The sequence below is a fragment of the Paenibacillus sp. XP01 genome (assembly GCF_057364885.1).
The window spans coordinates 5,224,696-5,249,354 of sequence record NZ_CP139481.1; the positions used below are offsets into that span (position 1 = coordinate 5,224,696).

The following is a 24,659-nucleotide window of genomic DNA, read 5'->3' on the forward strand; positions in this document are numbered from 1 at the left end:
ATTAGCCTTAGGCCCATACTACCATACATTAATGAATCTGACAAGGTTTTTGTGAAAGCGGTTAATGATGCGGAAACGTATGCGTGGAGATGCTCTTCAACCCACCCCAGAAAACCGAATGAGTCAGATTATTGCTTTTTCAGGCTTGCGCCATTGGTACTATGGACCTCTTTTCATACCGGCTGTCGATACGCTCCCCCCAGGTCGAAGCAGCTCCTTGTCGAAACGCAAAAAACGGGCAAAACGCCAGCCAAAAGCAGGCTTTCGGAGCATGGCTCCATAAGCGACCTGTTTTCGCATTGGGTTTTGCCCGCCACTATGCGGTTACAATCCATCTATAGTATAGAGAAAGTTATTTTTGCAATTACAGCTGCTCGCCATTGCTTGCAATGACGTTTTTGTACCAGTCAAAAGAATCCTTTTTCGAACGGGCCAGCGTACCATTTCCTTCATCGTCCAGATCAACGTAAATGAAACCGTAACGTTTAGACATTTCGGACGTGGACATGCTCACGAGGTCGATGGGTCCCCATGCCGTAAAACCCATGAGTTCAACGCCGTCTTTAACGGCTTCCTTCATTTGTTCGATGTGTTTTTTGAGGTAGTCGATGCGGTAAGAGTCATGGATGGAACCGTCCTCTTCCACTTTATCGTATGCCCCGAGTCCGTTTTCAACGATAAATAGCGGCTTCTGATAACGATCCCAGAAGTTGTTGAGCGTTATGCGCAGACCGATCGGGTCGATTTCCCATCCCCAGTCGGACGCTTCCAAATAAGGATTTTTCACGCCTCCGGTCAAGTTGCCGGATGTTTCCGCTTCGGTCGCCGACGCCGATTTGGTCACGGACATATAATAGCTGAAGGAGATGAAATCCACGGTGTTGTTCTCCATGATTTCTTCGTCGCCTGGCTGGATGTCGATCACAATGTTGTTTTCTTCGAAATAACGCGCCATGTAGTTCGGATATTTTCCGCGAGCATGCATATCCGTGAAGAACAGGTTGATTTGGTTCTCGAATTGCGCCAAACGCACGTCAACCGGATTACATGTGTTTGCATAAGTTTCCATGCGAGCCAGCATGCAGCCCACTTTTACGTCAGGAATGATCTCATGCGCCAATTTCGTTACGGTTGCACTTGCTACAAATTGGTGGTGCAGCGCTTGATACGTCGTTTGCAGCTTATTATCCACTTTATCGATCAAGATGCCCCCGCCAGTATACGGGCTGAAGAGCATCACGTTGATTTCGTTGAACGTCAGCCAATATTTGACTTTGTCTTTGTAGCGTTTGAACACCGTTTCAGCGTATCTTACGTAATGTCCGATGACTTCACGGCCAGCCCAACCGTTGTATTTCAGGGTCAAACCGAGCGGAGTTTCATAGTGAGACAGCGTAACGAGCGGCTCGATGCCATGCTTCAACAACTCATCGAACACTTCATCGTAAAATTTCAGACCCGCTTCGTTCGGTTCCGCATCATAACCGTTCGGGAAAATGCGCGCCCAATGGATCGACATACGGAACACTTTGAAGCCCATTTCCGCAAACAAAGCGATATCTTCTTTGAAACGATGGTAGAAATCGATGCCGAAGCGTTTCGGGAAACGTTCTTCGATTTTGCCCGCCAGGATCTCTTCGATCCGGGAAGAGGAAATTTCCATGGCGTGCCCGCCTGTGCGTTTCTCTTTCGGCACGTGGGCGATCATGTCTGCCGTGGACAATCCTTTGCCGTCTTTATCAAAAGCGCCCTCCAATTGGTTCGCCGCCGTTGCGCCTCCCCAGAGGAAATTTTCAGGAAATCCTTTTCTTGCTGTAATCATGAGCAACAACCTCTTTTCAGATAGATATGCATGATGGTTTTGCCGGAAAACAAGAAAAACCTAAACTCAAGGTAAAATAGCGCCTAATAAAAGGAGCGTTCATTTCACCATCAGTTTAGGTTTTGCCTGTCTTCGCAGTAACAACCCATCACACGATGTTATGGATCATATGTTGTTTTTAGCTGTGATGTAAGCGTAACATAATTGCTTTTCGAAATCAACTTGTCCTTCAGCATGAACTTGTTCAGGACTTTTTTTGGGACCTGAGTCACCGGAGCATCGCAGCATGGCAGCTCTCGGTGTATCGATATCCCGCCAATTAGTTTAGTTCGTTTTCAGGACTTTCGTCTCCCTAAAAGCCGGGATGCATTGCGTGGCCCAATCCAGCGTGCACTCTCCCATGCCCCATAACAGCACTGGTTTATGTCGTCCAGAATTCCCCGCCGTGCCGCCTGTTCCAGCCGTTCTCTCCCAAGGCCCAGGCTCTGTTCTTCAAACAACGCTGCGAATGCATCCTGATGTTTTGAATGGTTTTGAATTACACTCTGCAAGGTAAATATCTTTCATACTCATGTAAGTGTCCTTCCTGTTTTCTGGGGCCATCCACCCCATCTGTTCGATTTGCGGATTTCATTCTTAAGCTCCTTGAAACAAAACTCTCAAATAGTAGACTATTCTTTAACGTGTTTTCATAGAGATATAGAGAGTCAAGGAGGAAGCAGCAGTGACTGAAGAAATAAATACATCCGGTTGGGACGCCATCGAAGCAGCCTGCACCGAAGTATACGGAGCTCAGGAGCCCAAACATTATGGCACGGCCATCCCTTACATGCTTGGCGGACCTGATCCGCTGGATGGCATTAGCGTCTATCAGGCCGAGGCGCCTGTCCCTCATTGGCATTTCGTGACCTATGGTTTTTCCGAGCTTTATGAGAAGGAATCGGAAAACAAGGAATGGAGCGGCTATGGATTCGAACTCACCTTTCGTCTGCTGAGAAATGAAAATGACACCGAACCTCCTGCCTGGGCGCTCAATCTTCTGCAAAATATGGGACGCTACGTCTTCAATAGCGGGAATGTCTTTCATGCCGGGGATTACCTGGATGCCAACGGCCCGATCTGTCTCGGATCCGATACGCTGCTGACAGCGCTGGCTTTCGTGGAGGACGAGGATCTCAAGGAATGCTCCAGTCCCAACGGGCGAGTGCAGTTTCTGCAAATGATCGGCATCACCGGACCGGAACTCGAAACGATGCAAACGTGGAATACGCGTGGATTTCTTGCCGCCTGTAAAGCGTATATGCCGAAGTACATCACGGATTTGGCAAGAAACTCGTACGAACAGCTCCCTTCGGTGGCGAAAGCCGTGCAGCAAGGCATTAGGGAGGAAGGATCAAGCACGGCATTTTTGTACATTCAACAGCTTGGTTGGACTGCCGGACGGAAGCGTATGCTGCAAAAGAATATTCCTGCAGAACTGCAGCTCGGAGCCAAACAGGCCGGTTTGATCGGCAAAATATTGCACAGCCGCATTTCAAAAAAAGCGCCTCTGTCCCTTATCGGTCCCGACCTCAATGTAACCTTCGAAGCCGGGGAGGATGCCTCGATCCATGAGGATGAGGGCCGGATAACGATAACGGTTCATGAGCAGGCCGTTGCGGAACTATGCGAACAATTGCGCCCCAAAGCACGGACATTCGAGCTCGCCTCGCTGCCGGGCATTCTTTTCCGCATCGAACCGACGGAAATCAAAGATCAGGAAGGTCGCGTCGTCGAAACGATCGGTTAATCAGCAAGGAGGAAAACATGTCATCCAACACAGCAACTTTGAGGAAACGATGGGCATGCCCCGGTAGTTCTTCGAAGCCAGCCATACAATATGTAACTCACGACCATCTCAACGTTGTAATTCAAATCAATCATGTTCTGATTCAAGCCTTCCGGGACAGCCTCTCGGCAATCAAAGCAAACTTGACCGCATCCCATCTCTTTCTCTTAACCGATTCGGAGGGTGTATTGCTGGATCTGGAATACAGCAGCGACCTTGAACAGGAGGTTTTACGATCACCGATTCGCAAGGGCATGGTATTTACCGCCGAAAGCTGCGGCACTAACGCCATTTCGGAAACGATGGACTTCAATCAAGCGACCTTTTTGCCTCCAGAGAGGCATGAGAGTCCTCTGTTTCAACAATGGCATTGTTACGCCACACCATTGTCCATAGGCTCGGGGCATGCCGGATATTTGGACGTATCGACCATCGATGCGCACATGCAAGGTGAACTGATTGCCATCGCCAAGCTGATTCCGGCTCAAATGCAGAACTGTTACGAAAACCTGGCAGCGCAAGAGGGAGTCGGCGAAACGGGCATAGAATTCACGGAAAGGCAGCGCACCATTTTGAAGTTGATCGCCCGGGGACTGACGGTCAAGGCGATTGCCCTCAAGCTCAAAATCAAGGAATGCACCGTCAACCACCATAAAAAAGTCATTTTCAACAAATTGGGCGTTCAATCGAGCACGGAGGCCGTTTCGCTGGCGAGCCGCCTTTCATGCCTGTAAGCCACCTATAGATTTCTATAGGTGTGATACGGGAACGTTTGTTGCTATACTTTTTGCATGGAATCGCCTAACAGGGAAAAAACAGGCATATTTATTTTACAGGAGGGTATTATGTTTACAACCAAAAAGATGTCTTTGATTGCCATGCTGATCATGGTTATGCTCGTAGCTGCCGCTTGCGGCGACAAGGCGAAGGAAAGTAACAGCGCAGAAGAAAAGGTCCAAACGGAAAACGCCGCAAAGACGGACAATGCTGCCACCGATGATGCAAAGAAAGAAGCAGCGGATAACGAAACAGCCGATAACGAAGCAGGCGAAAGCAAAGAAACATCCGCAGAAGCTTCCACGGACGAAGACAAAACCAAAAACGTCGAGCTGGGCACGACCGAAAAAGGATCTTATACGAATGATTACTTTGGCGTATCCCTGAAATTTCCCGAAACGTGGGAGTTCCAGGACGCTGCCGGAATGAACGAGCTGACGAATGCTTCTTCCGAAGCGATCGCCGGCGACGATGCAACGAAGAAGAAACAGATGGAGCTGTCGATGCAAAAAACGTTGAACCTGTTGATGGCATCGGAATTGCCGCTCGGTGGTCAAGAAGTTGGACCGTCCGCGATGGCCATTGCCGAGAAAGTAAGCCTGCTGCAAGGTATTCGCAACGGCAAGGATTATCTCGAAGCCACCAAAAAATTCATGCAGGACAGCCAGTTCCCGTATGAATACAACGATATCACTACCGAAACCATCGGCGGCAAAGAGATGGATCTGATGAAAATCACGATGGATGCCGGCAATGGCACCACCCTTACGCAGGAATACTACAGCACCATTCTTGAAGGCTATGCGTTCAACTTCATCTTTACGTATTTGGATGACAAGAGCAAAGCCACCATTGATGAAATCAAACAATCCGTGCAATTCAAATAATCGTTTGAAGCAAACGCACATGCAAGCTTGAAGCAGCCCCGTGTCCATGATCGGCAACGATCGGGACCGGGGCTTTTTGTTTAGGATCACTCCGAATGCGAATGCATAATGCTATGCTGCAATAACGTTCAAGCTTCACCCCACTACCCTCGGCCCTCTTACCCCGACATCGCTACCCAGTGTCCTTCCGTGACTTCGACCCAGCGGGATTGCTCCAGGTTGTAACGATCTCCGCCGTTTTCCCCGGCGTTGTCCTCTGCGGCAATGCGTTTTTTCTTCGACTCCACGGCCGGATCGGGTACCGGAATTGCCGAAAGCAGCGCTTTGGTATAGGCATGCTGCGGGTTGGAGTATAATTCCTCGCTTTCCGCCAGCTCCACGATTTTGCCTTGATACATGACGGCCACGCGGTCGCTGATATGTTTGACCATCGACAGGTCATGCGCAATGAACAGATATGTCAGACCAAGGCGCTGCTGCAGTTCCTGGAGCAGTTGCACGATTTGGGACTGAATGGATACGTCGAGGGCGGACAGGGGTTCATCGCACACGATAAACTCCGGCTCCACGGCCAATGCCCGGGCGATGCCGATGCGCTGGCGCTGCCCGCCCGAAAATTCATGCGGATAACGATGCGCATGGGACGGATCTAATCCCACCAGTTCCAGCAATTCTTCCACCCGTTTCTCCCGTTCGGACGTACTGCTGACGAGTTGATGAATATCCAGCGCCTCGCCGATAATGTCCATAATTTTGAATTTGGGATTGAGCGATGCATACGGATCCTGGAATATGATCTGCATATGTCGTCTCATCTTTTTCATTTCCTGCTTGGAAAGACGGCTCATCGGCACGCCCTTGAACAATACCTCGCCGCCTGTAGGTTCGTGCAGCCGCAAAATGGCACGGCCCGTCGTTGATTTTCCGCTGCCTGATTCCCCGACCACGCCTAACGTTTCCCCTTGCCGGATGTGGAAGCTGATGTCGTTGACGGCCTTCAGCGTATTGCCCTTGCCGAGATTGAAATGCTGGCGAAGCGATTGGACTTCAAGAAGCGGCGCTGCGTCCTCTCCATGGCCCGCTACAAGCGAAGCGGGCTTCGGTTTTTTCTTTTCGTCCAGCCGCGGCAGCGCATTCAGGAGCTTGATCGTGTAAGGATGCTTCGGATGGGCAAAAATTTCAGCCGTCGTGCCCGTCTCCACGATTTCACCGTTTTTCATAACGACGACGCGGTCGCACATCCCCGCCACAACCCCCAAGTCGTGCGTAATGAGAATGATCGACGTGCCAAGCTGCTCCTGCATATTTTTCATCAAATTCAGAATCTGTGCCTGAATGGTCACGTCGAGCGCCGTTGTCGGTTCATCCGCAATCAACAGCTCAGGGCGGCAAGCCAAAGCGATGGCGATCATCACCCGCTGGCGCATGCCTCCGGAAAATTCATGCGGATATTGGTTATATCGTACCTCGCTATGCGGAATGCCCACCAATTTCAGCATCTCGATCGCTTGTTTCTTCGCTTCCCGTTTGGATAAACGCTGGTGTTTGATCAGACTTTCCGCGATTTGTTTTCCGATCTTCACGGTCGGATTAAGCGAGCTCATCGGGTCCTGAAAGATCATGCCGATGTCGCGCCCGCGGATGCTTTCCATTTCCTTCTGCGTTTTGTGGGCCAGGTCCGTGCCTTTGAACAAAATCTCCCCGCTCTTCATCTGCGAAGGCGGAGACGGAAGCAGCCTCATGATCGAACGCGCCGTGACGCTCTTGCCGCTGCCTGATTCTCCGACGATGCCCAGCGTCTCGCCCTTGCGCACCTCGAACGACACCCCTCGGACCGCATGGAACTCGTCTTCACCTGAATGAAAAGAGACGGAAAGATCATTGATTTTCAATAAAGGCTGCATGCCGTCACCTGCTCTCTTTCAATTTATGGATTGCACTCATATGTACCGATTTCCACGTCTTGACAATGTTTGAACCCTGAAATAATATATACTATATTCATCGGAATAATGCAATTTAAACTTCAGCGAAAGGGGGATTACTACATTTGAACGTTGCAGAAGGCAGCAAAACGTCACGGCTAGCGGACACCTTGGGTTTCATTTACGGCAAAATGCTGCAGCACCCCTCGTACCGATATGTTCTGTTCATACTAGGTCTGCCGATCCATTTGATCGTGCTTTTTGTATGGCTTAAGGAACGAAAGCAGGATGGCTGGCTCGCTGCCGAGCAGGCCGCAAAGCAGGATCTGCTCGACCCATCCTATCGCGATTCGTTGCGCTCCCGGGTGGAAGATCAGCTCAGGCGCAAGCACCTGTTCTTCAAACAGCAGGTCAGCGAGCAGGAATTCAAACGCCAGGCTGATGAGTGGATGGAAGAAACGTTTCACAAGGAACTCCGGGAACGTACCGCCATTCGTCTTCAAGAGCAAGGACGGCAGCGGTTAACTTTGGCGGATGCGTACCGCTCGTTGATCAGCCACCGTTGGTTTCTCGCGCTCTCGATCATTCCGGGATGTCTGATGTATCTCATGTTGTTCTTGTACGGGAATTCGTACCTCAAGTACATATTCGAAAGGATTTTGATGACGGTATTCGTCATCTTCGGCGTAGCTACGCTTGTCTTCACCATTTTGTACCTGTCCCCGTTTAACCCGGCGGCGAACATCTTGGGCGAAACAGCGACGCCGGAACAGATCGCGAACTTTAATCGCGTGTATGGGCTGGATCAGTCCTACCTGTCTCAACTGTGGAACAACATCAAGGGAATCGCGCTGTTCGATTTGGGCAAATCCTTCACCGGGAACGAAGACGTCACGGCAACGATTGCCAGAAAATTCCCGATCACGCTGACCTTGGCGGCTATTTCGCTGCTGCTGGCACTGGTGATCGCTCTGCCGATCGGCATTATTTCGGCGATCAAGCCGAATTCATGGTTCGATTATACGTTTATGTTTATCGCACTCATCGGGTTGTCCATTCCGAACTTTTGGCAAGGCCTTATCTTTATTTTGAATTTTTCGATCAAAATGCAGTGGCTGCCCCCTACCTTCAATCCGCAAAATTGGCTATCCATCATCATGCCAACGATTGTGCTGGGAACGGGACTGACGGCGGCGGTGGCCCGTATGACGCGTTCTTCCACCCTGGAGGTCATTCATGAGGATTACGTCATGACAGCCCGAGCCAAAGGTTTGAACGAACGCACCGTCATGTTGAAACACGCCGTTCGCAATGCGCTCATCCCGATTATCACGGTAGTTGGCTTGCAATTTGGGGGCATGCTCGGCGGAGCGGCCGTCACGGAAAAAGTGTTCAATATTAGCGGACTCGGCAGCTACATCGTCGACAAACAATTTATACCTGATATTCCGAGTATAATGGGCGGAGTAGTATACACTGCCATTACGATTTCCATCATCAACGTCATCGTTGATCTGTTGTATGCCTTCATTGATCCGCGTGTACGTTCCAAGATGAAACAATATTAAAGCAGGTGCATCATGACAAAATCGGATTCTACCCTATCGTCCATGCGCTTCCGGCTGAAGTCTTCGCAGGAATACCGTCAGGCAGGCTTCGCCTGGATCGCCACCGTATTGTTGACTTTGCTGCTGCTGTTGAACAGTTACGACTGGAGCCTCGGGGAGATGAAGCCCTTTGTGCTCACGGCAGCGTTGGTTTATCTGTTTTTCGTGCTCGTCCAGACCTTGCTGACGCTGAAGCTTCGAGGCGATTTGCTCCAACATGGACAGGTCGGCACGCTCGTTCGCGGACTGGCCTGGATTCAGCTTCTGGCCGCGTTGTCCGGCAACATTTTCATCGCTGCGTCCGCATTCCATCTGATCCGGAAGCAGAAGAGCATCGAATATACGTTTGCGGTGTATATGCTGCTCACCCAACTATTCGTGATCGGCGTATCCGCATTGAACGTGTTCAAACCGTACGTGTCCGATACATTCCTGCCTTCGATGGGAGCACTGCTGGGGCTGCTTGCAGCCGAGTTGGGCGTGCTCATTTGCATATCCCGTTATCCTGTTCAACGCCATCTTCCGCGTTGGATGACATGGCTGGGTATTCTGCTGATCCTGATCACCGTCACGGGCAATCTGTTCGCGCTGCTGCTCGGCATTTCGATCATCGGCCGCATCCGTCGGCAGGGAAAACAGAAATCGAACTTCTGGAACGACCTGTGGACCAGGCTCGCTTCCAATATCACGGCAATGTCCGGCCTGTTCTTCATCGTCTTCCTGTTCGCGATGTCGATCTGCAGCCTGTATACCTTTGACTATGGCATGGCCGTGGAAAATGACTACTCGGCGCTCTTGCAGCCGCCTTCCCTGGCTTATCCGCTCGGGACCGACGATTTCGGGCGCGACCTGTTCTCCCGCATCGTATTCGGAGCCAGAATCTCGCTCATCGTGGGCTGCTTGTCAACGCTTATTCCCGTCGTGATCGGCGGCGTATTGGGCGCTGTCTCGGGATTCTACGGCAGGCATACGGATAACATCATCATGCGGCTGCTCGACATTCTTTATGCCATTCCGGGCATTCTGCTGGCGATCGCCATCATTGCCGCCTTCGGCGCCAATACAGTGAACCTGATTCTCGCGCTCAGTCTAGGGGCCATACCAACGTATGCCCGTACGATGAGAGCCAGCGTACTGTACGTCTCCACGTTTGAATTCGTGGAAGCCGCTCGTGCGCTCGGTTATAACAACCGTACCCTTATTTTCAAACACATCATTCCGAACTCGCTCGCCCCGATGATCGTCAAATCGACCCTGACCATCGGCGGCGCCGTCATCGCAACCAGCAGCTTGAGTTATCTCGGACTCGGCGTGGAGCCGCACATTCCGGAATGGGGCAACATTCTCAAATTGGGCAGCACGTATCTGGAAACCCATTCGTACCTGGCGATCTATCCGGGGCTCGCCATCATTCTGCTGGTGCTCTCATTCAATTTCCTGGGTGACGGATTGCGCGATGCCCTGGATCCAAAGCTGGAAAAGGCGTAAAACCAAACGACCCGCTTAGCCAAAAATGAGCAATATCCTTTGTTTCGATATTTGCGGAATCAAGCATAGGCATGAATCATCTTTCTTTTATCTGACATTATCGTGGAGGTTATGACATGAAATTAAACAAACGTACGCTATTCTCGCTGCTGCTCGTGCTGGTCATCGTGATTTCCGGCTGCAGCGTCAAAACCAAATCGGATGCCCAAACAACGGAGACGCCTTCCAATACGGCGGAAACGACGGATCAAACGCCGGTTGACATCGAATTGCTGGCCCAAAGCTCAAGCGAAAACGACGTAAACATCATTCGCGATCAGCTGACCAAAAATGGTTTCAACGTCAAGTTGAACCTGCAGCCCGACTATGGCAGCTACAAGTCCCAGCAGGACGCCGGAAACTATGACATCGCCTTGTCCAGCTGGACGACGGTAACCGGCAACCCGGATTACGCGGTTCGTTCCCTTTTCAAAACCGGCGGGGATTACAGCATTCTGGCCGACGAGGAAGTTGACAAACTGATCGACCAAGCCGCTACCCAAACGCCGGATCAATACAAAGAAACGTATAAACAATTGGAGCAGCGTCTGGTGACGGACCAAGCCTATATCGTACCGCTGTACAATTCGTTGAAAAGCCAAGCCTTGAATCAAGAGGTCCTGAACGCGGATACGGTACGTTTATCCAAATCCCGGGCCATGGCCTGGGAACCGATTGAGTTCAAAGACAGCTCTTTGAACGCCAAACAGCCTTTGATTCTGACGCAAAGCGCGTCCGTCCTGACTTCCCTTGACCCGATCAAAGGCAACGACGGTTCCATCAACCAGTTGAACACCAACATGTATGTGCGTCTGGTGAACTTGACGGACGATGACCAAATCACGCCGGAAGCCTCCCTTTCCCATAATTACAGCATTGCGGACGGCAATTCCGAATACTATTTCATCCTGCGCGACGACATCAACTTCGCGAAGATCGAAAACAAAAAAGCGGTGGACACCGGCGAACGCGTAGGCGCGGACGATGTCATCTTCTCCCTGGATCGCGCCAAAAATAAAGATTCCGTGCCGGATCACCGGACATACAGCCTGCATGAGCATATCAAAACGGTAGAACTGGTCACCGATCTGGCCGCGCTCGAATCGACGCAGCAATCCGGCGGCGGCGGCTCCGTCAAAGACGCACTGGAGAAAGGATTGGACAGCAAAATCTCCGAACTGGTATCCGACAAAACCAAGGCCGACAACAAAGCCGGAAAATATCAAGTGGTCAAATTAACAACCACCGAACCTTTCCCGCAAGTATTGAACTACCTGGCTCACCAATCGGCAGGCATCGTGTCCAAGAAACAGGTCGAAAGCATCAATACGTATGATGTGGCATCGTTTGACGTGAACAAGGACATTCCTTACGGAGACCAAAATACGGTAACCGAAGGCGCGGCTTACAACAATACGCTGTACACGAGCGGTCCTTACATCCTGTCTTACAAAAACGACTACGAAGGCGTGTTCCTGAAAAATCCCGGCTATCGCCCAGGCTCTGAATATGCGCCTAAAATTTCTCAAGTCAACGTTCGCTTCATCGCCGATGCGGACAGCGCCCTTTCCGCCCTGCGCAGCGGCGAGATCCACGTTTACTACGGCGTCCCTGAAACGAAGTACGACATTATCGAAGGCGACAGCAAATTGAAGCTGCAAAGCATGCAAAGCAATGCCGTGAGCTACCTGTTGTTCAACACGGCCAACCGCGACGTAGCCAAAAGCAGCGATCTGAGAAAAGCGGTCCTGTATTCCATCAACCAGGATGACATTCTGCAATTTTACAAAAACAACAAAATCAAAGCTTACTCCACCGTTAGCCCGCTCGTTCAAACCGGAAACGAATTGAAGGCCGACCCGGCAAAAGTGAAAGAGTTCCTGGCCGCATACAAAGCTTCAAAGTAAGCCTCATGCAGGGCGGTTTGATCAAAGCCGATCTCTGGCGCTGCCGAACCCGGACTAATCCCCGTCTGATCCTTTGGACATCAAACAGCCTCTCCCGCACGCCATGTCGGCTCGCAGGAGAGGCTGTTTTTCACATTTACATCGTTTGATCCAATCGGTCTTCATTACATATCGGCACTTCCCGGAAATATTGTGTCATAAACACCCCACTCTTCCTGTGCTCTATTTCACGAAAACTTCCCCGGGCAGAAAGATTACCATGGAAAAACTTGATAACGGAACATATGTTCGCTATAATATAAATACTATCCTGTACATACGCGAGGCATAACATGGACGAAAATTTTATCAAGGAACTGCGGGAAACGAGCCGCGAGGACAGAAGAAGGTCCGAACTGATTATTTTGGGCATGAAAGAAACGTTAAAGGTCAGGAAGGAACAAGGGCGTTTAAAGCGATGGCTTGGATTCAAGAGAGCGGAGAAGAGAATACTGCGACGATTCAACGACTCCCATTTTACCGATTCCAAATAATCGAAAAGGCAAGCACATTAGCGCGAACGATATGTAAGGCATTCCATGCCAAAGAACGTTTCGACATTGGTTCAATAAGAAAAACAACGATTCGCAATTTTTCTTTTGCGGTCATAGCCTTGTTCAACTTTAACTTTGCCAAAAACGGGTACCATTCCATAGGTTAAATTCAAAACAGGAGGCCGGGGCGGCCTCCTGTTCTTCATTCCGTGTTAATGTAATGGAGTTATGGCAAGATTGCGAAGGAGCGAACCGGGAAGCCGGATGCCTTTTCGGCCTTGGGCACGATATTAAAGATGACGGCTCCCTTGGCAGGCACTTGGTCCAAATTCTTCAGCAGCTCCACCTGGTATGTATCTTGAGCAAGCACGTAATACTCTGCCAGCAGCGATCCGTTTTTCTGATAATCGACCGCCGCATCCGTATCAAACGTTTCGTGGCCGATCGCCTGAATGCGGCGCTCCTGGAACAAAAACTCCAATGCCCCGACAGACCAGCCCGGTGCATGGCTGTTGCCTTCGGCATCCTTGTTGTCGAACTGCTCATGGCTTGGCCAGCGTTTGCTCCAATCGGTGCGCAGCGCCACGAAACTGCCCGGCTCGATCGTCCCGTGCTCCTCCTCGAATGCGAGAATGTGCTCCACATTCAGCGTAAAATCGGGGTTCGACGCAACCGCTTCGGATTGGTCAATAACAACGAGCGGCAGCACAAGCTCCTTCAAATCCAGCTCTTCCAGATATCGAGTATCCCGAACGAAATGGATTGGCGCGTCCAGATGTGTGCCGTATTGCCCAGGAAATGTGAAGCTTTGCGCGAAAAAGCCCTGGTCATGATTGAACAACGTATCAAATCGCGCAGCATCAAAGGCGGAGAAATGCGGTGATTCCGGACCGAAGGTATGGGTCAGGTCAACCCATTTTTTCTGTTTCAATAGCTGCAAGGCTTGCAAAAGTTCGTTCGACATTTGAAATCACCTCATGCGTATATTGGAATAAATTTCTCCTATTATATCCCATCCCCTCGGATTTGTGGAGTATCCCCATGTGGAATATATGAAATAAAAAATTCCAATAATGTTCGGTCATAATGTCCCCACAAGCGAAAAAGCCGTGCCTAGGGCACGACTTTCCCAACAATATGATGTCTTTCCGTTGTCTTTGGGGTCTGTACACATCTTCCCCGTATCCAAGCAAGACTCAGGGTATTTCATCTGCCACCTTATTTCTAATACGCTTCTTTATTTTGTTTCTTTACTGAGATTTCTCACTGAGCTTCCTCACTTTGCTTCTTGCTGCCCCTTTTCCGAAAACGCTCGTATTGCTTGTAAACCCATGGCGACTCCTTCGTCAGAATTGGGCCAAGCACGGCCAGAATCAACACGTACAGCACGGCAAACGACTGAATGGAGGCCATTAGGCCTCCCGCTTTGCCGATGTTGGCCATGATGATCGAGAACTCTCCCCGCGACACCAGCGTAAATCCTACGTTCAGCGAAGCTTTGGGCGACATGCCGGACAGCCTGCCCGCAATCATGCCGGCACCGTAGTTGCATACGATGGTCAGCACAACGGCGAGCACCGTCATGCCCACCGCTCCCCCAAGCGAGGCAGGTTCGATCGTCAAGCCAAACCCGAAGAAAAAAATCGCGCCGAAAAAATCTTTGAACGGCATCACCTGATGCTCGATCCGGGAAGCATGCCTGGACTCACCCAGCACAAGCCCCATCATCAGCGCACCGATGGCTTCGGCAACATGCAGCGTTTCGGAGAATCCAGCCACGAGAAACAGCAAGGTCATGACCGTTAACAGAAACAGCTCCGATGATTTGATGTTCAGCGCTTTGTCGATGTACTTGATGCATTTCCGTCCAACGACGAGGAACACCACGATAAACAGCAGTGCCGACAAACACACCAGCAGCACGCTTAAGAACGAAGTCGCTCCGCTAAGCACAAGACCTGTCAAAATGGAAATATGAATGGCAATGAACAGATCATCGAACATGATCATGCCCATGATGATTTCCGTTTCCGGATTTGCGGTGCGCTTCAGATCGACCAGTACCTTGGCCACGATGGCGGTAGAGGAACTGGTCATGATGCCGCATACCACCAGCGTTTCTTTCAGCGGCAGATCCGCCAGCCAGCCCAGGAGCAGACCTGAAGCAAAATTCAAGCCCACATAGAACATGCCCCCGGTCAGAATGGCTTTGCCCGACTTCATGAGCCGGGACACCGAAAATTCCAGTCCAAGATAAAACAGCAAAAACAGTATGCCCAACCTGCCCATGAATTCGATAAAGGTTGAGCTTTCAATAAAACGCAAATCCACGATGCCCCACTGGGGGGCATGCGGACCGACAGCCATGCCGATCAGAATATAGAACGGAATGACCGAAAAACGCAATCGTGCGGATATAAGCCCCGTAAGTGTAATCAGCGCAACGGCAATTCCCACTTCGAATATGAGCTTATCCATGGGCTACAGCCCTCCGGTGGCGAGCAATTGCTTCAGTTGCCTGATCTGATCCCGCTCTCCTGCAACAACGACGGTTGCTCCGGCCGCAAATACATACTCGGGTCCCGGATTAAATTGTTTGGTGCGGCTTCGCTCTACTACGGCGAGCACGACGGCACCCGTCTCCTGCCGGATATTCAGTTCTCCGATCGTTCTGCCTATGCTTGCCGAGTGCGGCTCGATTCGCAGCCATTCGATGAGCAGGCCCTCCAGCATGACTTCACGTTCATTCTGGAACTGAGGTTTGTAGGTCATGCCGCCAATAATGGCCGCGACGGCGCGTGCTTCATCATCATCCAACGTTACGAGCGAAAGCATGTCGCCCAGCTCCTCCGGATGGTCCCCTGCTTCCATATGAAAGAGATCCCGCCGCTCGTCGTTATGCACGACGATGACCAAATGTTCGCCGCTGCGGGTATGAAGCCAATATTTCCTGCCGATGCCCGGCAGGTCCGTTTCCTTAAAGTGCATGGTCGACACCTCCAGCCGCCGGTGTATCCGGCACTGGGTCAGACATGCTGATCTGCGTGATCCGTATGCGCATGGAGCCCGATGGCGTGCTGACGGCCCTCACTTCTCCTTTCCGCCCCAGCAGCAATTGGTGGCCTACCGGGGACAAGAAGGAGATGCGCCCTTGGTCCGGATCGGCTTCATCCGGCATCGTAATCATGAAAGAGTCCGAAGTGTGAAAATCGATGTACTCAAAGCCCACGCTGCTGCCGATGAGAACCATCGAATCCAGCTCGCCATCCGGCTCCTGCAACAATTTCTCAACGCACTGCGTATACGCCTTCAACAGCCGCTCCATGTGGGCACGTTCCGGTTCGCGCACGTCAAAATAGGCGTCAAGAAACGCTCGTTTCTCTTCCCCCAGCGTAATCAGCTGCGCAACCAGCTTCTCTCTGCAATTTTGCACTTGAGACCTACGGTTCATAATAGATCTCACCTCCAATCCACGCCTTTCTCTCCACGTTGCTGCCCGAATGTTGATTTTTCATGCTGCTTTTCCTCCCTTTTTAGCATTAATGACCCCGGAATCCGTGGTCGTAATACCATCTTACCAAATTGAATTTTTTAATCCAGCCTATTTCATTTAACTTCGCGTTATCAACACAAAGTCACTTGCAATCATGAGGTACATCACATGTATCCTTGACATCGCATGACAGTTTCATAGAAGTTTTTAATTGCGTCATAAAAAACATTTTATGGGTTTTCATCTCGTATTTTTATGATCTTTACTGTATATTTAACTACAAACTTTTATGCGATTTATGCAAAGAGGGATTCGTATACTTTAACACCACAAAGGAGTGCTTCGAAAAAGTGTCTACGATTACTACTGCTTCAAACCAGTCCACTGCCGCCCAGTATGTTCAATCCGTATATGAATCGGTCATTGCCCGTAACCCGAATGAACCGGAATTCCATCAGGCCGTCAAGGAGATTCTGGACTCCCTTATTCCTGTCATTGAAGCTCATCCAAAATATATGAACCAGGCGCTGCTCGAGCAGCTCGTTGAGCCGGAACGCGTCATCACTTTCCGCGTACCTTGGGTCGATGACCAAGGCAAGGTACAGGTTAACCGCGGTTTCCGCGTGCAATTCAACAGCGCTATCGGACCTTACAAAGGCGGCCTTCGCTTCCATCCGTCGGTATATGCCGGCATCGTGAAGTTCCTCGGCTTTGAGCAAATTTTCAAAAATGCACTGACCGGCCTGCCGATCGGCGGCGGTAAAGGCGGCTCCGACTTCGATCCAAAAGGAAAATCGGATCAGGAAGTCATGCGCTTCACCCAAAGCTTCATGACCGAGCTGTACAAATACATCGGCTCCGATGCCGACGTTCCTGCAGGCGATATCGGCGTAGGCGCGAGAGAAATCGGATACATGTTCGGACAATACAAACGTATCCGCAGCGCTCATGAAGCCGGCGTTCTGACAGGCAAAGGCCTGTTGTACGGCGGAAGCCTTGCACGCAAAGAAGCAACGGGATACGGATGCGTATACTTCGTCAACGAAATGCTGCAATCCAAAGGCCTTAGCTTCAAAGACAGCACCGTGGTCGTTTCCGGTTCCGGTAACGTATCGATCTATGCGATCGAAAAAGCGCAAGAGCTGGGCGCCAAAGTTGTGGCATGCAGCGACTCGGGCGGTTACATCTATGATCCGGAAGGCATTAACCTCGATACGGTTAAACAGCTCAAAGAAGTGGATCGCCTGCGGATCAGCGAATACGTCAAAGCTCATCCACATGCAACGTATACGCCAGGATGCGAAGGCATCTGGTCCATTGCTTGCGACATCGCACTGCCTTGCGCAACGCAAAACGAGATTGATGAGCAAGCGGCAGAACAGCTCGTCAAAGGTGGCGTAAAAGCGATCGGCGAGGGCGCAAACATGCCTTCCACGCTGGCAGCCATCGACGTATTCCTGAAAGAAGGCGTTCTGTTCGGACCTGCAAAAGCAGCCAACGCAGGCGGCGTTGCCGTATCCGCGCTGGAAATGTCGCAGAACAGCATGCGTCTCTCCTGGTCCTTTGAAGAAGTGGATGCAAAGCTGCATGACATCATGCGCAACATCTATGCAAGCTGCGTAGACGCTGCGGATCGTTACGGCTGTCCAGGCAATCTTGTAGCCGGTGCCAACATCGCAGGCTTCCTCAAAGTCGCTGACGCCATGATCGCTCAAGGTATCGTGTAATCCGGACCGGACAACGGGGTGTACCGGGTTCATTTACAGCATAAGCCGTCTTTGCGGCCTGGGTCCATTAAGTGGCGGCCCTTAACCGACCGGCTCTGGTAACTCCCTCTGATCATACAAGAGGAGTATCCCTTATTGTCATGAAAATGGCATGGGATACTCCTTTTTGTGTGCTTAACCGCACGTGCGATGACTCGAGTGACACGGAGGAAGAACAATCTGCCGAAGACATCCACTGCACCGAATACTTCTCGTTCTTTCGCGACCCTCTGGCACATGTATGTAATGCCCCGTGCATACTTATAAAGTCTGTAACGAACCTGAGAGAGCCTTATTTCCCCCTATCTACGCTTGACCAAATTCTAACGAATCTCACGCACGTTATTTCAATGATTTCGGGGCATCATTCCTCTTTTCACGTTTCTAAGGGTTTCTAATGTTCGTTAGCATTCCTAAGCCTCCAAAATCACCCTAATAAGGTGTTTAAGATTCGTTAGCGCTCGAGCGGGTGAAGCTCAGGATTATCGTTGGCACTGCGGCATGAACATCGAGCACCTGCAACATTGAGCTCTGGTATGAGCATCCGGCATCATCAGCATTCGTATAGAACACCGAAGTGAGATTTGAGCACCAATATGAGCATCAAGCAACCGGCATTGGCAGCAGCAGCATTTCTCACCATCGCATAACAAAAGAGCGAATCATCCGGCAATTCTCGTCCGGTATCATTCGCTCTGATTTCATTCGCTCAATTCATCGCTGGATATTCTATTATAATGTAGAAACTCAATGACTTGGCTAGAGCACCTCAGTGCCCTTTTCAACTCAAAGTTACTTCACCGTCATCAATGCATCGCCAGGTTTAATGTCGCCCTGAGATTGAGCCTGAATATCGGTGAACATCGCCGTATTGGAGACGATGACGGAAGTGGTGGTATCCAATCCGGCTGCGGCGATGGCATCCAGATCGAATTCGACCAGTTTGTCGCCCCGGCGCACCGTGTCGCCGTCTTTCACGAACGAGGTGAAATGTTGACCTTTCAGGCTGACGGTGTTAATGCCCACGTGAATCAGAATCTCCACGCCGTCTTCGGACAGAATGCCGATGGCATGTTTTGTTTTGAACATGGTCACGATGACGCCGTCGAACGGAGCGTATGCGACACCTTTGGCAGGCACAATTGCAGCACCTAGTCCCATGGCTCCGCTGGAGAAGGCCTCGTCCCCGACTTCAGTCAAAGGAATGAGTTTGCCTTCGAGCGGGCTGTATACGATTTTAACTTCGTTGGTACCTGTCGTCGTTTTTACTGCAGAAGCCGTGTTGCTAGGCGCAACGGTCGTGGATTCCGATTTGCCGTCGGAGCCTTCAGCCGATGCACTCGATGCAGATGCGGATGCCGTTGCTGGAGCATTTTTGTAACCAAAGAGGTAAGTCAGAATGAAAGCGGCCACAAATGCTACGACCAGCGACAGCAGGAAGCCGACAAAACCGCTATCCACGCCTTTTGGATTGATAAACAACGGAATACCGAACACTCCGCCGCTCGCAAATCCATAAGCCGTCGAGCCCAAGACACCCGCAACGGCTCCCGCGATTGCACTGGCGATGGAAGCCATGATGAAAGGTTTTTTGGTCGGGAGGGTAACCCCATAGATCGCCGGTTCGGTAACCCCCATCAGTCCGGCAATCGTGGAAGACATCGCGATCGGTTTCAAGCGTTTGTCACGGGTTTTGAGCGCAACCGCAAATGCCGCCCCCGTTTGTGCAAATGTCGTACAGAACAGCATGCCGTTAATCGGGTCAAATCCATTGGTCACGATGTTGTTGATCAGAATCGGAATGAATGCCCAGTGCAAGCCAAAAATGATGACCGTTTGCCAGATCCCCGCAAGAACCAGACCTGCAACAACCGGGCTCACTTCGTAAACCCACATGGCCCCTTTGGCCAAGAAATCACTAATCAAGGTAGCTACAGGTCCTACGGCCAGGAATACCACCGGCGTAACAATCGCCAGCGTGGCCAGCGGGACAAAGAACATTTTAATGGAAGAGGGCGCAATTTTCGTCACCCATTTCTCGAAAACAGCTGCAATATATGCGGCGATAATAATCGGAATGACGGATGACGTATAGTTGATCAGAACAACCGGGATCGTCAGGAACGTCATGGCCGTTCCGTCCGTAAACGCAGCGGTCATCGTTGGATAAACGATAGCCGCACCGATCGTTGCCGAAATGAACGGATTACCTCCGAATTTTTTACCTGCAGAGAAGCCGAGCAAAATCGGGAAGAAGTAGAACAACGCGTCCGCCGTCGCAAACAGGATTTTGTACGTGCTCATCTCTTCGGTCAACCAACCGAGCGTAACGAACAGAGCCAGCAATCCTTTGAGAATACCTGCAGCGGACAACACCCCAACGACAGGCATAAACACGCCGGAGATGACGTCCACGAAACGGCTGAATAACCCTTTTTTCTCACCCGCTGCTTCCGAATCGGCATTTGCAGCCATCGAATTGGTGCCACCCATTTGCTGTACGAGTGCTTCATACACTTTCGGCACTTCATTGCCGATGACTACCTGGAACTGACCGCCGCTCTCCACCACCGTAAGTACGCCGTCGATGTTTTTGATCTCTTCCTTGTTCGGGCTTTTCATATCTTTCAGGTTAAACCGGAGCCGGGTCACGCAGTGAACGACGTTATTGATGTTATCATTGCCTCCGACGGCGTCCAGAATTTCCTTGGCCGTTTTGCCATGGTTCATGGTAAATCCTCCTTTTGCGCAGGTGCCTTCATATAATGTGTTAATTCATATCAATTCAACCAAATAACGGGTGTGTATTTTACGTTGTTACCTGATTTTTACTCCCATTTTTTGATTCGCTTTCATGGAAAACGATGCAGCCATCGCGGCGCTGATGCCTCCGGCCAGCTTGCCAACGATCATGGCGGTGACCATCTCTTTGTTCATCCCCGCCACAAATCCAAGGTGTCCCCCCAGAACGAATGAGCCGCTGACCGCAAAAGCGATGCTGACGACTTTGCCGCGCGGGCTCATGTCCTTGACCAGGCGGAACGTCGGGATGTTATGCGCAAGCGCGGCGACAAGCCCGGCCGTCGTTGAAGCATCCAGATTAAACCATTTGCCTGCCCGCTCCAATGGACCTTTACAGGTCCGGTTGATGACCTCCACCATCGGAAATGCGCCTGCGAGCACGATCGCGATCGTGCCTACGGTCATAATGCCTTCGGAAAAAGGCGCCATGTCGGGAACCAGCTCCCAACCGGTCAGCGTTTTGACGGCGATCGCCACCAGCCCGATCAGGGACAACAAGGTGATACCGCTTCCAAATATTTTAAACAACCTTACCGTCTGATTGGTGAAAAAGCGCAGACCCAGCATAATGAATATGGACAACATCACCGGAATGATCAGGTTTTTCAAAATGATCATGATGTCGATGCCGGCCGTCAATCCGCCGGCCAAACAGCCGATGGGAATGGTGCTGATGCCAATCAGAATGCCTTTGGCAAAGTACGGATGGTCCTTTTTCTCCACAATGCCCAGCGCAACCGGAATCGTAAATACCAGTGTCGGGCCAAACATCGTACCCAGCAGCACCCACGAAAACAGGGCCGCCTGCTCACTCTGGGCCATCTGTCCTGCCAGCGCATAACCGCCCATATCGACGGCCAAAATCGTATTGGCAAAGGAGGCAGGGTCGGCACCGATGGCTTCATACAGAGGAGAAATCAACGGAACCAGCAGGCTGGCCAGGAAGGGAGCCAATGAAACGATCCCTACCATAACCAGTGCCAACGTGCCCATCGCCATGATGCCTTCCGTGAACGCGTTTCCGAGTCCCCATCGGTTCCCGAACGCTTTGTCCGCAGCTCCCAGTACCAGAAAAAAGGCAATGACAATCATGACTAGATCATTGATGGACATGCTTAAGCCTCTTCATACAGCTTCACCTGATGGGTGGCTGCACTGTCATACGTATCGAACACCAGCTGCAGGGTCCGGAGATTATCCACCCCGCTGGTCTGGAATTCCTCGCCCGTGTTCAGGCAATCAATGAAATGGGACTGCAGCTTGCGATGGCTGTCCTCATAGTTCAATTCCGTATGCTCGGCGACCACCGTTTCCACGCCGGCATTGTCGATCAAGGTCAATCGACCGGTATGGTACAATTTGATCGTTGCTTTGTCGCCTTCGATGATCAGCTGCTCTTTATGATCCGGCAGGACCCGATCCGGCAGAGGTTCGCTCAGCTCGCGGCGCGTCGCCCAGCTCATATCCATCAAGCCGACATAATCGGAATATCCAAGCATCACCATGCCGCTGTCCTCGCCGACCGTGTGACTGCTGACCTTTCTCGTTTCGGCATACAAGCGCTCCGGCTCGCCGAACAGGAACCGCCAAGTATCGAACCAGTGAACGCCCATCTCGTAGAACAGCAGACGAGGCATATCCCTGAAGAATGGCTGAGGCAGTTCGTTCTCGGGCGCAAAGCGCGGCGAGTAATAATCGGTATGAATATAGCGGATCGTATTCAACTGCCCTGCCGCTCCATCCACCAGCAATTGTTTGATCAGCTGGAATGGTTGCAGCCAGCGCCAGTTCTCGGTAACCATCAGGCGCACGCCAGCTTCCTCCGCAATACGTACCATCTCCTGCGCTTCCTCGATCGAACGGGCAAACGGCTTCTGGCACATGATATGTTTGCCTGCCGCCGCAGCCAGCTTCACCAGCTCCAGATGTGTTTCCGGCGGCGTAATAATATCAAGCACGTCGATGTCGGCCCGCTCCAGCATCGCTTCCACATCCGTATAACGGATGTTTGCAGAGAGATCGAAACGATCCGCCTTGTCACTCAAGGTCGCTTCATTTCTGTCGCAAATTCCCGCAATTTCGGCATCGGCAATGAACTGCCAAGCCTTAATGTGTTTTTCCGACCAGTATCCCGTACCTACGATACCGATTTTCCACATACGTTCCACCTCTTTTACAAAATCAATCCCTGTCAGGGCTTAAGTCCTTCGATTCGGACTCTCATCTTACTTCCGTGTACCCACAATGACGACGTCATGCTCGAAAGCATGCATCGGCAATACGCCGTATCCGTTCTCGCGCACGGCATCCGTTTGGGCGAAACGACGGTTCACCAAATCGATCGTCGTGAAGTCGTACTCTTCCACCGGGAAGTCGAGCTTTACTTTCGTGTTCACCGGCACGTACAGCACCACGGTATTTTCGTTGCCAGCAGCGCGAATTTCGCGCGTCTTGTTCTGCACGATGTCCAGCGGTTGCAAACCTACCAGGCCATAGTTTTCGAACAGGTACTTAATGAAGGAATAGTCCCATGCTCCCTCAAAACGCAGAGCCGTTCTCCAATCGTAAGGGCTGTCGAAACCTTCTCCCTCCACGATGCCGAACGATTTTCCTTTTTTGTGCCAGCTCCAGATGCCATGCGCGCCGTACGTCACTCCGGCTCCGCCGCCAGCCAGCAAGCTTTGCCATGCAGCTTTGCGGGCATCCGCGGCAGAATAACGTCCGTACACGTTGCGGCTGTAACTGATCTGCTCGTAGCACGGCTCGCCGTTAATGACAGGACGAACAGGCGTTTTATTATAGAAATGCTCCGCAATTTCGTGGGCCATGTACTGGAACTCCGAGTTATGACCCGATTGGTACATATAAAAGTCAAGTCCCTCATGCTCCGTGAACACTTCGGGAATCTCCCGCAGCCTTCCCTGAATGTGGAGCGTCGTCACGCTTGCCGGGCTAATGCGTTTCACGATTTCCAATGCGGCCAGATAATACGCGTTCGCCTCATCGGAAGGAAAATCCGTGTCGCCGCTCACCAGATAGATCGGGTCATACTTCGAGAAACGCTGCACGACATGGGTGACATACGGTTCAACCGCTGCGATCGGCATCTTGGCATTTTTCTGCAACGGCGTAGCCCATGTATCCGGCACATAGTTGCACCACAACAGGACAAGCGCAGGCGTGAATCCTCTCTCCGCGGCCATGCGCACCATTTGTTCGGCACGGGCGAAATACGCCTCGTTCAGTGCCGCATAGTCGTAAGATCCATCTTCTTGTAAATGAAAGGGTTCCCAATTGAGATCCGATCCGCTGGCGTCCCATTGACGAAGCACGTTCATCTGCAGCACGTTGAATCCCTGCATTTTGCGATAATCCAGGTATTCCTCCCACTCTTCCAGCGTAGCGTTCGTAAACGCGCTCCAGACCGTATCCGCCAGGTAAAACATCGGTTTGCCATGCTTCTCCAGCGTTCTTCCGTTTGCAGCAACCGTTACCGTCATTTCTTCTGCTCCTTTCGATTGAAGATCAGCTAAATGAATATGGATCAGAACTAAACAAACAAAAAAACATTAGATTAACAAACTAAACTATTAATTGTAATTTAACTTAAATTAATATAATTTCAGTTCTGAATGCAAAAATGAATACGTTTTACAATTGCATATTAGCACTCAATTCATAAACAGTCAATGTTTTTTTCAGTTTTGTTTTTATGTATTTTAGTTAAGTTTAGTTTAGTTGAAGGACTGAAAGTTTAGATGAAATCGTGGTATACTGAACATATG

18 protein-coding genes are annotated in these 24,659 nt (G+C 51.0%); 8 read left to right on the plus strand and 10 right to left on the minus strand.

Annotation, left to right across the window (positions count from 1 at the left end):
* Positions 1-364 precede the first annotated feature (364 nt).
* The gene (locus tag SNR34_RS23615; protein ID WP_236415744.1) at positions 365-1,822 is read right to left on the minus strand and encodes a glycoside hydrolase family 1 protein; all 1,458 of its coding nucleotides are present in this window, start codon (positions 1,820-1,822) and stop codon (positions 365-367) included.
* Between the two features lie 724 nt (positions 1,823-2,546).
* On the opposite strand from SNR34_RS23615, the gene SNR34_RS23620 reads away from it, so the two are divergent.
* The 3 genes from SNR34_RS23620 (at position 2,547) to SNR34_RS23630 (ending at position 5,314) form a co-directional block, all read left to right on the plus strand.
* Positions 2,547-3,611: a suppressor of fused domain protein gene (locus SNR34_RS23620; protein ID WP_486180310.1), complete on the plus strand. Its 1,065-nt coding sequence runs from the start codon at positions 2,547-2,549 to the stop codon at positions 3,609-3,611.
* Between the two features lie 17 nt (positions 3,612-3,628).
* Positions 3,629-4,384: a LuxR C-terminal-related transcriptional regulator gene (locus SNR34_RS23625; protein ID WP_339273996.1), complete on the plus strand. Its 756-nt coding sequence runs from the start codon at positions 3,629-3,631 to the stop codon at positions 4,382-4,384.
* A 111-nt stretch (positions 4,385-4,495) separates the two neighbouring features.
* Positions 4,496-5,314 (plus strand): hypothetical protein, encoded by an 819-nt coding sequence (locus SNR34_RS23630; RefSeq protein WP_236415740.1) that lies wholly within the window; start codon positions 4,496-4,498, stop codon positions 5,312-5,314.
* A gap of 158 nt (positions 5,315-5,472) precedes the next feature.
* On the opposite strand, the gene SNR34_RS23635 is transcribed toward SNR34_RS23630, so the two are convergent.
* Entirely contained in the window at positions 5,473-7,218 is a 1,746-nt protein-coding gene (locus SNR34_RS23635) for an ABC transporter ATP-binding protein (protein WP_339273997.1), read from the minus strand.
* 146 nt (positions 7,219-7,364) lie between these two features.
* Between SNR34_RS23635 and SNR34_RS23640 the strand changes: the two genes are divergently transcribed.
* The 4 genes from SNR34_RS23640 (at position 7,365) to SNR34_RS23655 (ending at position 12,813) form a co-directional block, all read left to right on the plus strand.
* Entirely contained in the window at positions 7,365-8,807 is a 1,443-nt protein-coding gene (locus SNR34_RS23640; protein WP_486180311.1) for an ABC transporter permease, read from the plus strand.
* Between the two features lie 12 nt (positions 8,808-8,819).
* Complete coding sequence (locus SNR34_RS23645; RefSeq protein WP_486180312.1) at positions 8,820-10,334, plus strand: ABC transporter permease; 1,515 nt, start codon at positions 8,820-8,822, stop codon at positions 10,332-10,334.
* Between the two features lie 116 nt (positions 10,335-10,450).
* On the plus strand, positions 10,451-12,280 hold the full coding sequence (locus SNR34_RS23650; RefSeq protein ID WP_486180313.1) for an ABC transporter substrate-binding protein: 1,830 nt from the start codon (positions 10,451-10,453) through the stop codon (positions 12,278-12,280).
* Between the two features lie 332 nt (positions 12,281-12,612).
* Positions 12,613-12,813: a hypothetical protein gene (locus tag SNR34_RS23655; protein ID WP_236415735.1), complete on the plus strand. Its 201-nt coding sequence runs from the start codon at positions 12,613-12,615 to the stop codon at positions 12,811-12,813.
* 226 nt (positions 12,814-13,039) lie between these two features.
* Here the strand turns inward: SNR34_RS23655 and SNR34_RS23660 are convergent, their stop codons facing one another.
* The 4 genes from SNR34_RS23660 to SNR34_RS23675 form a co-directional block, all read right to left on the minus strand.
* Positions 13,040-13,777, minus strand: a complete 738-nt coding sequence (locus SNR34_RS23660) for a cyclase family protein (RefSeq protein ID WP_486180314.1) — start codon at positions 13,775-13,777, stop codon at positions 13,040-13,042.
* Between the two features lie 299 nt (positions 13,778-14,076).
* Positions 14,077-15,291: a cation:proton antiporter gene (locus SNR34_RS23665; RefSeq protein ID WP_343261110.1), complete on the minus strand. Its 1,215-nt coding sequence runs from the start codon at positions 15,289-15,291 to the stop codon at positions 14,077-14,079.
* A gap of 3 nt (positions 15,292-15,294) precedes the next feature.
* Positions 15,295-15,801 carry a cation:proton antiporter regulatory subunit gene (locus SNR34_RS23670; RefSeq protein WP_486180315.1) on the minus strand — a complete coding sequence of 169 codons (507 nt, stop codon included), beginning with the start codon at positions 15,799-15,801 and terminating at the stop codon, positions 15,295-15,297.
* Complete coding sequence (locus tag SNR34_RS23675; RefSeq protein WP_486180316.1) at positions 15,791-16,264, minus strand: GreA/GreB family elongation factor; 474 nt, start codon at positions 16,262-16,264, stop codon at positions 15,791-15,793. The genes SNR34_RS23670 and SNR34_RS23675 overlap by 11 nt, the downstream gene beginning before the upstream one ends.
* A gap of 392 nt (positions 16,265-16,656) precedes the next feature.
* Between SNR34_RS23675 and gdhA the strand changes: the two genes are divergently transcribed.
* A complete protein-coding gene (gene gdhA, locus SNR34_RS23680; protein WP_236415727.1) occupies positions 16,657-18,033 on the plus strand; it encodes an NADP-specific glutamate dehydrogenase in 1,377 nt (458 codons plus the stop codon).
* Between the two features lie 831 nt (positions 18,034-18,864).
* On the opposite strand, the gene SNR34_RS23685 is transcribed toward gdhA, so the two are convergent.
* The 4 genes from SNR34_RS23685 to SNR34_RS23700 form a co-directional block, all read right to left on the minus strand.
* Complete coding sequence (locus SNR34_RS23685) at positions 18,865-20,802, minus strand: beta-glucoside-specific PTS transporter subunit IIABC (RefSeq protein WP_486180317.1); 1,938 nt, start codon at positions 20,800-20,802, stop codon at positions 18,865-18,867.
* Positions 20,803-20,889: 87 nt separating this feature from the next.
* Positions 20,890-21,987, minus strand: a complete 1,098-nt coding sequence (gene eutH, locus SNR34_RS23690) for an ethanolamine utilization protein EutH (RefSeq protein WP_486180318.1) — start codon at positions 21,985-21,987, stop codon at positions 20,890-20,892.
* Between the two features lie 2 nt (positions 21,988-21,989).
* The gene (locus SNR34_RS23695; RefSeq protein WP_486180319.1) at positions 21,990-23,033 is read right to left on the minus strand and encodes a Gfo/Idh/MocA family protein; all 1,044 of its coding nucleotides are present in this window, start codon (positions 23,031-23,033) and stop codon (positions 21,990-21,992) included.
* Between the two features lie 66 nt (positions 23,034-23,099).
* Positions 23,100-24,374, minus strand: a complete 1,275-nt coding sequence (locus SNR34_RS23700; protein WP_486180320.1) for a glycoside hydrolase family 140 protein — start codon at positions 24,372-24,374, stop codon at positions 23,100-23,102.
* Positions 24,375-24,659 lie beyond the last annotated feature (285 nt).

Bases quoted from the DNA above. Each gene is read 5' to 3' on its own strand.
- SNR34_RS23615 (WP_236415744.1), bottom strand. From the start codon at position 1,822: ATGATTACAGCAAGAAAAGGATTTCCTGAAAATTTCCTCTGGGGAGGC.
- SNR34_RS23625 (WP_339273996.1), top strand. From the start codon at position 3,629: ATGTCATCCAACACAGCAACTTTGAGGAAACGATGGGCATGCCCCGGT.
- SNR34_RS23630 (WP_236415740.1), top strand. From the start codon at position 4,496: ATGTTTACAACCAAAAAGATGTCTTTGATTGCCATGCTGATCATGGTT.
- SNR34_RS23635 (WP_339273997.1), bottom strand. From the start codon at position 7,218: ATGCAGCCTTTATTGAAAATCAATGATCTTTCCGTCTCTTTTCATTCA.
- SNR34_RS23645 (WP_486180312.1), top strand. From the start codon at position 8,820: ATGACAAAATCGGATTCTACCCTATCGTCCATGCGCTTCCGGCTGAAG.
- SNR34_RS23650 (WP_486180313.1), top strand. From the start codon at position 10,451: ATGAAATTAAACAAACGTACGCTATTCTCGCTGCTGCTCGTGCTGGTC.
- SNR34_RS23655 (WP_236415735.1), top strand. From the start codon at position 12,613: ATGGACGAAAATTTTATCAAGGAACTGCGGGAAACGAGCCGCGAGGAC.
- SNR34_RS23660 (WP_486180314.1), bottom strand. From the start codon at position 13,777: ATGTCGAACGAACTTTTGCAAGCCTTGCAGCTATTGAAACAGAAAAAA.
- SNR34_RS23665 (WP_343261110.1), bottom strand. From the start codon at position 15,291: ATGGATAAGCTCATATTCGAAGTGGGAATTGCCGTTGCGCTGATTACA.
- SNR34_RS23670 (WP_486180315.1), bottom strand. From the start codon at position 15,801: ATGCACTTTAAGGAAACGGACCTGCCGGGCATCGGCAGGAAATATTGG.
- SNR34_RS23675 (WP_486180316.1), bottom strand. From the start codon at position 16,264: ATGAACCGTAGGTCTCAAGTGCAAAATTGCAGAGAGAAGCTGGTTGCG.
- SNR34_RS23685 (WP_486180317.1), bottom strand. From the start codon at position 20,802: ATGAACCATGGCAAAACGGCCAAGGAAATTCTGGACGCCGTCGGAGGC.
- eutH (WP_486180318.1), bottom strand. From the start codon at position 21,987: ATGTCCATCAATGATCTAGTCATGATTGTCATTGCCTTTTTTCTGGTA.
- SNR34_RS23695 (WP_486180319.1), bottom strand. From the start codon at position 23,033: ATGTGGAAAATCGGTATCGTAGGTACGGGATACTGGTCGGAAAAACAC.
- SNR34_RS23700 (WP_486180320.1), bottom strand. From the start codon at position 24,374: ATGACGGTAACGGTTGCTGCAAACGGAAGAACGCTGGAGAAGCATGGC.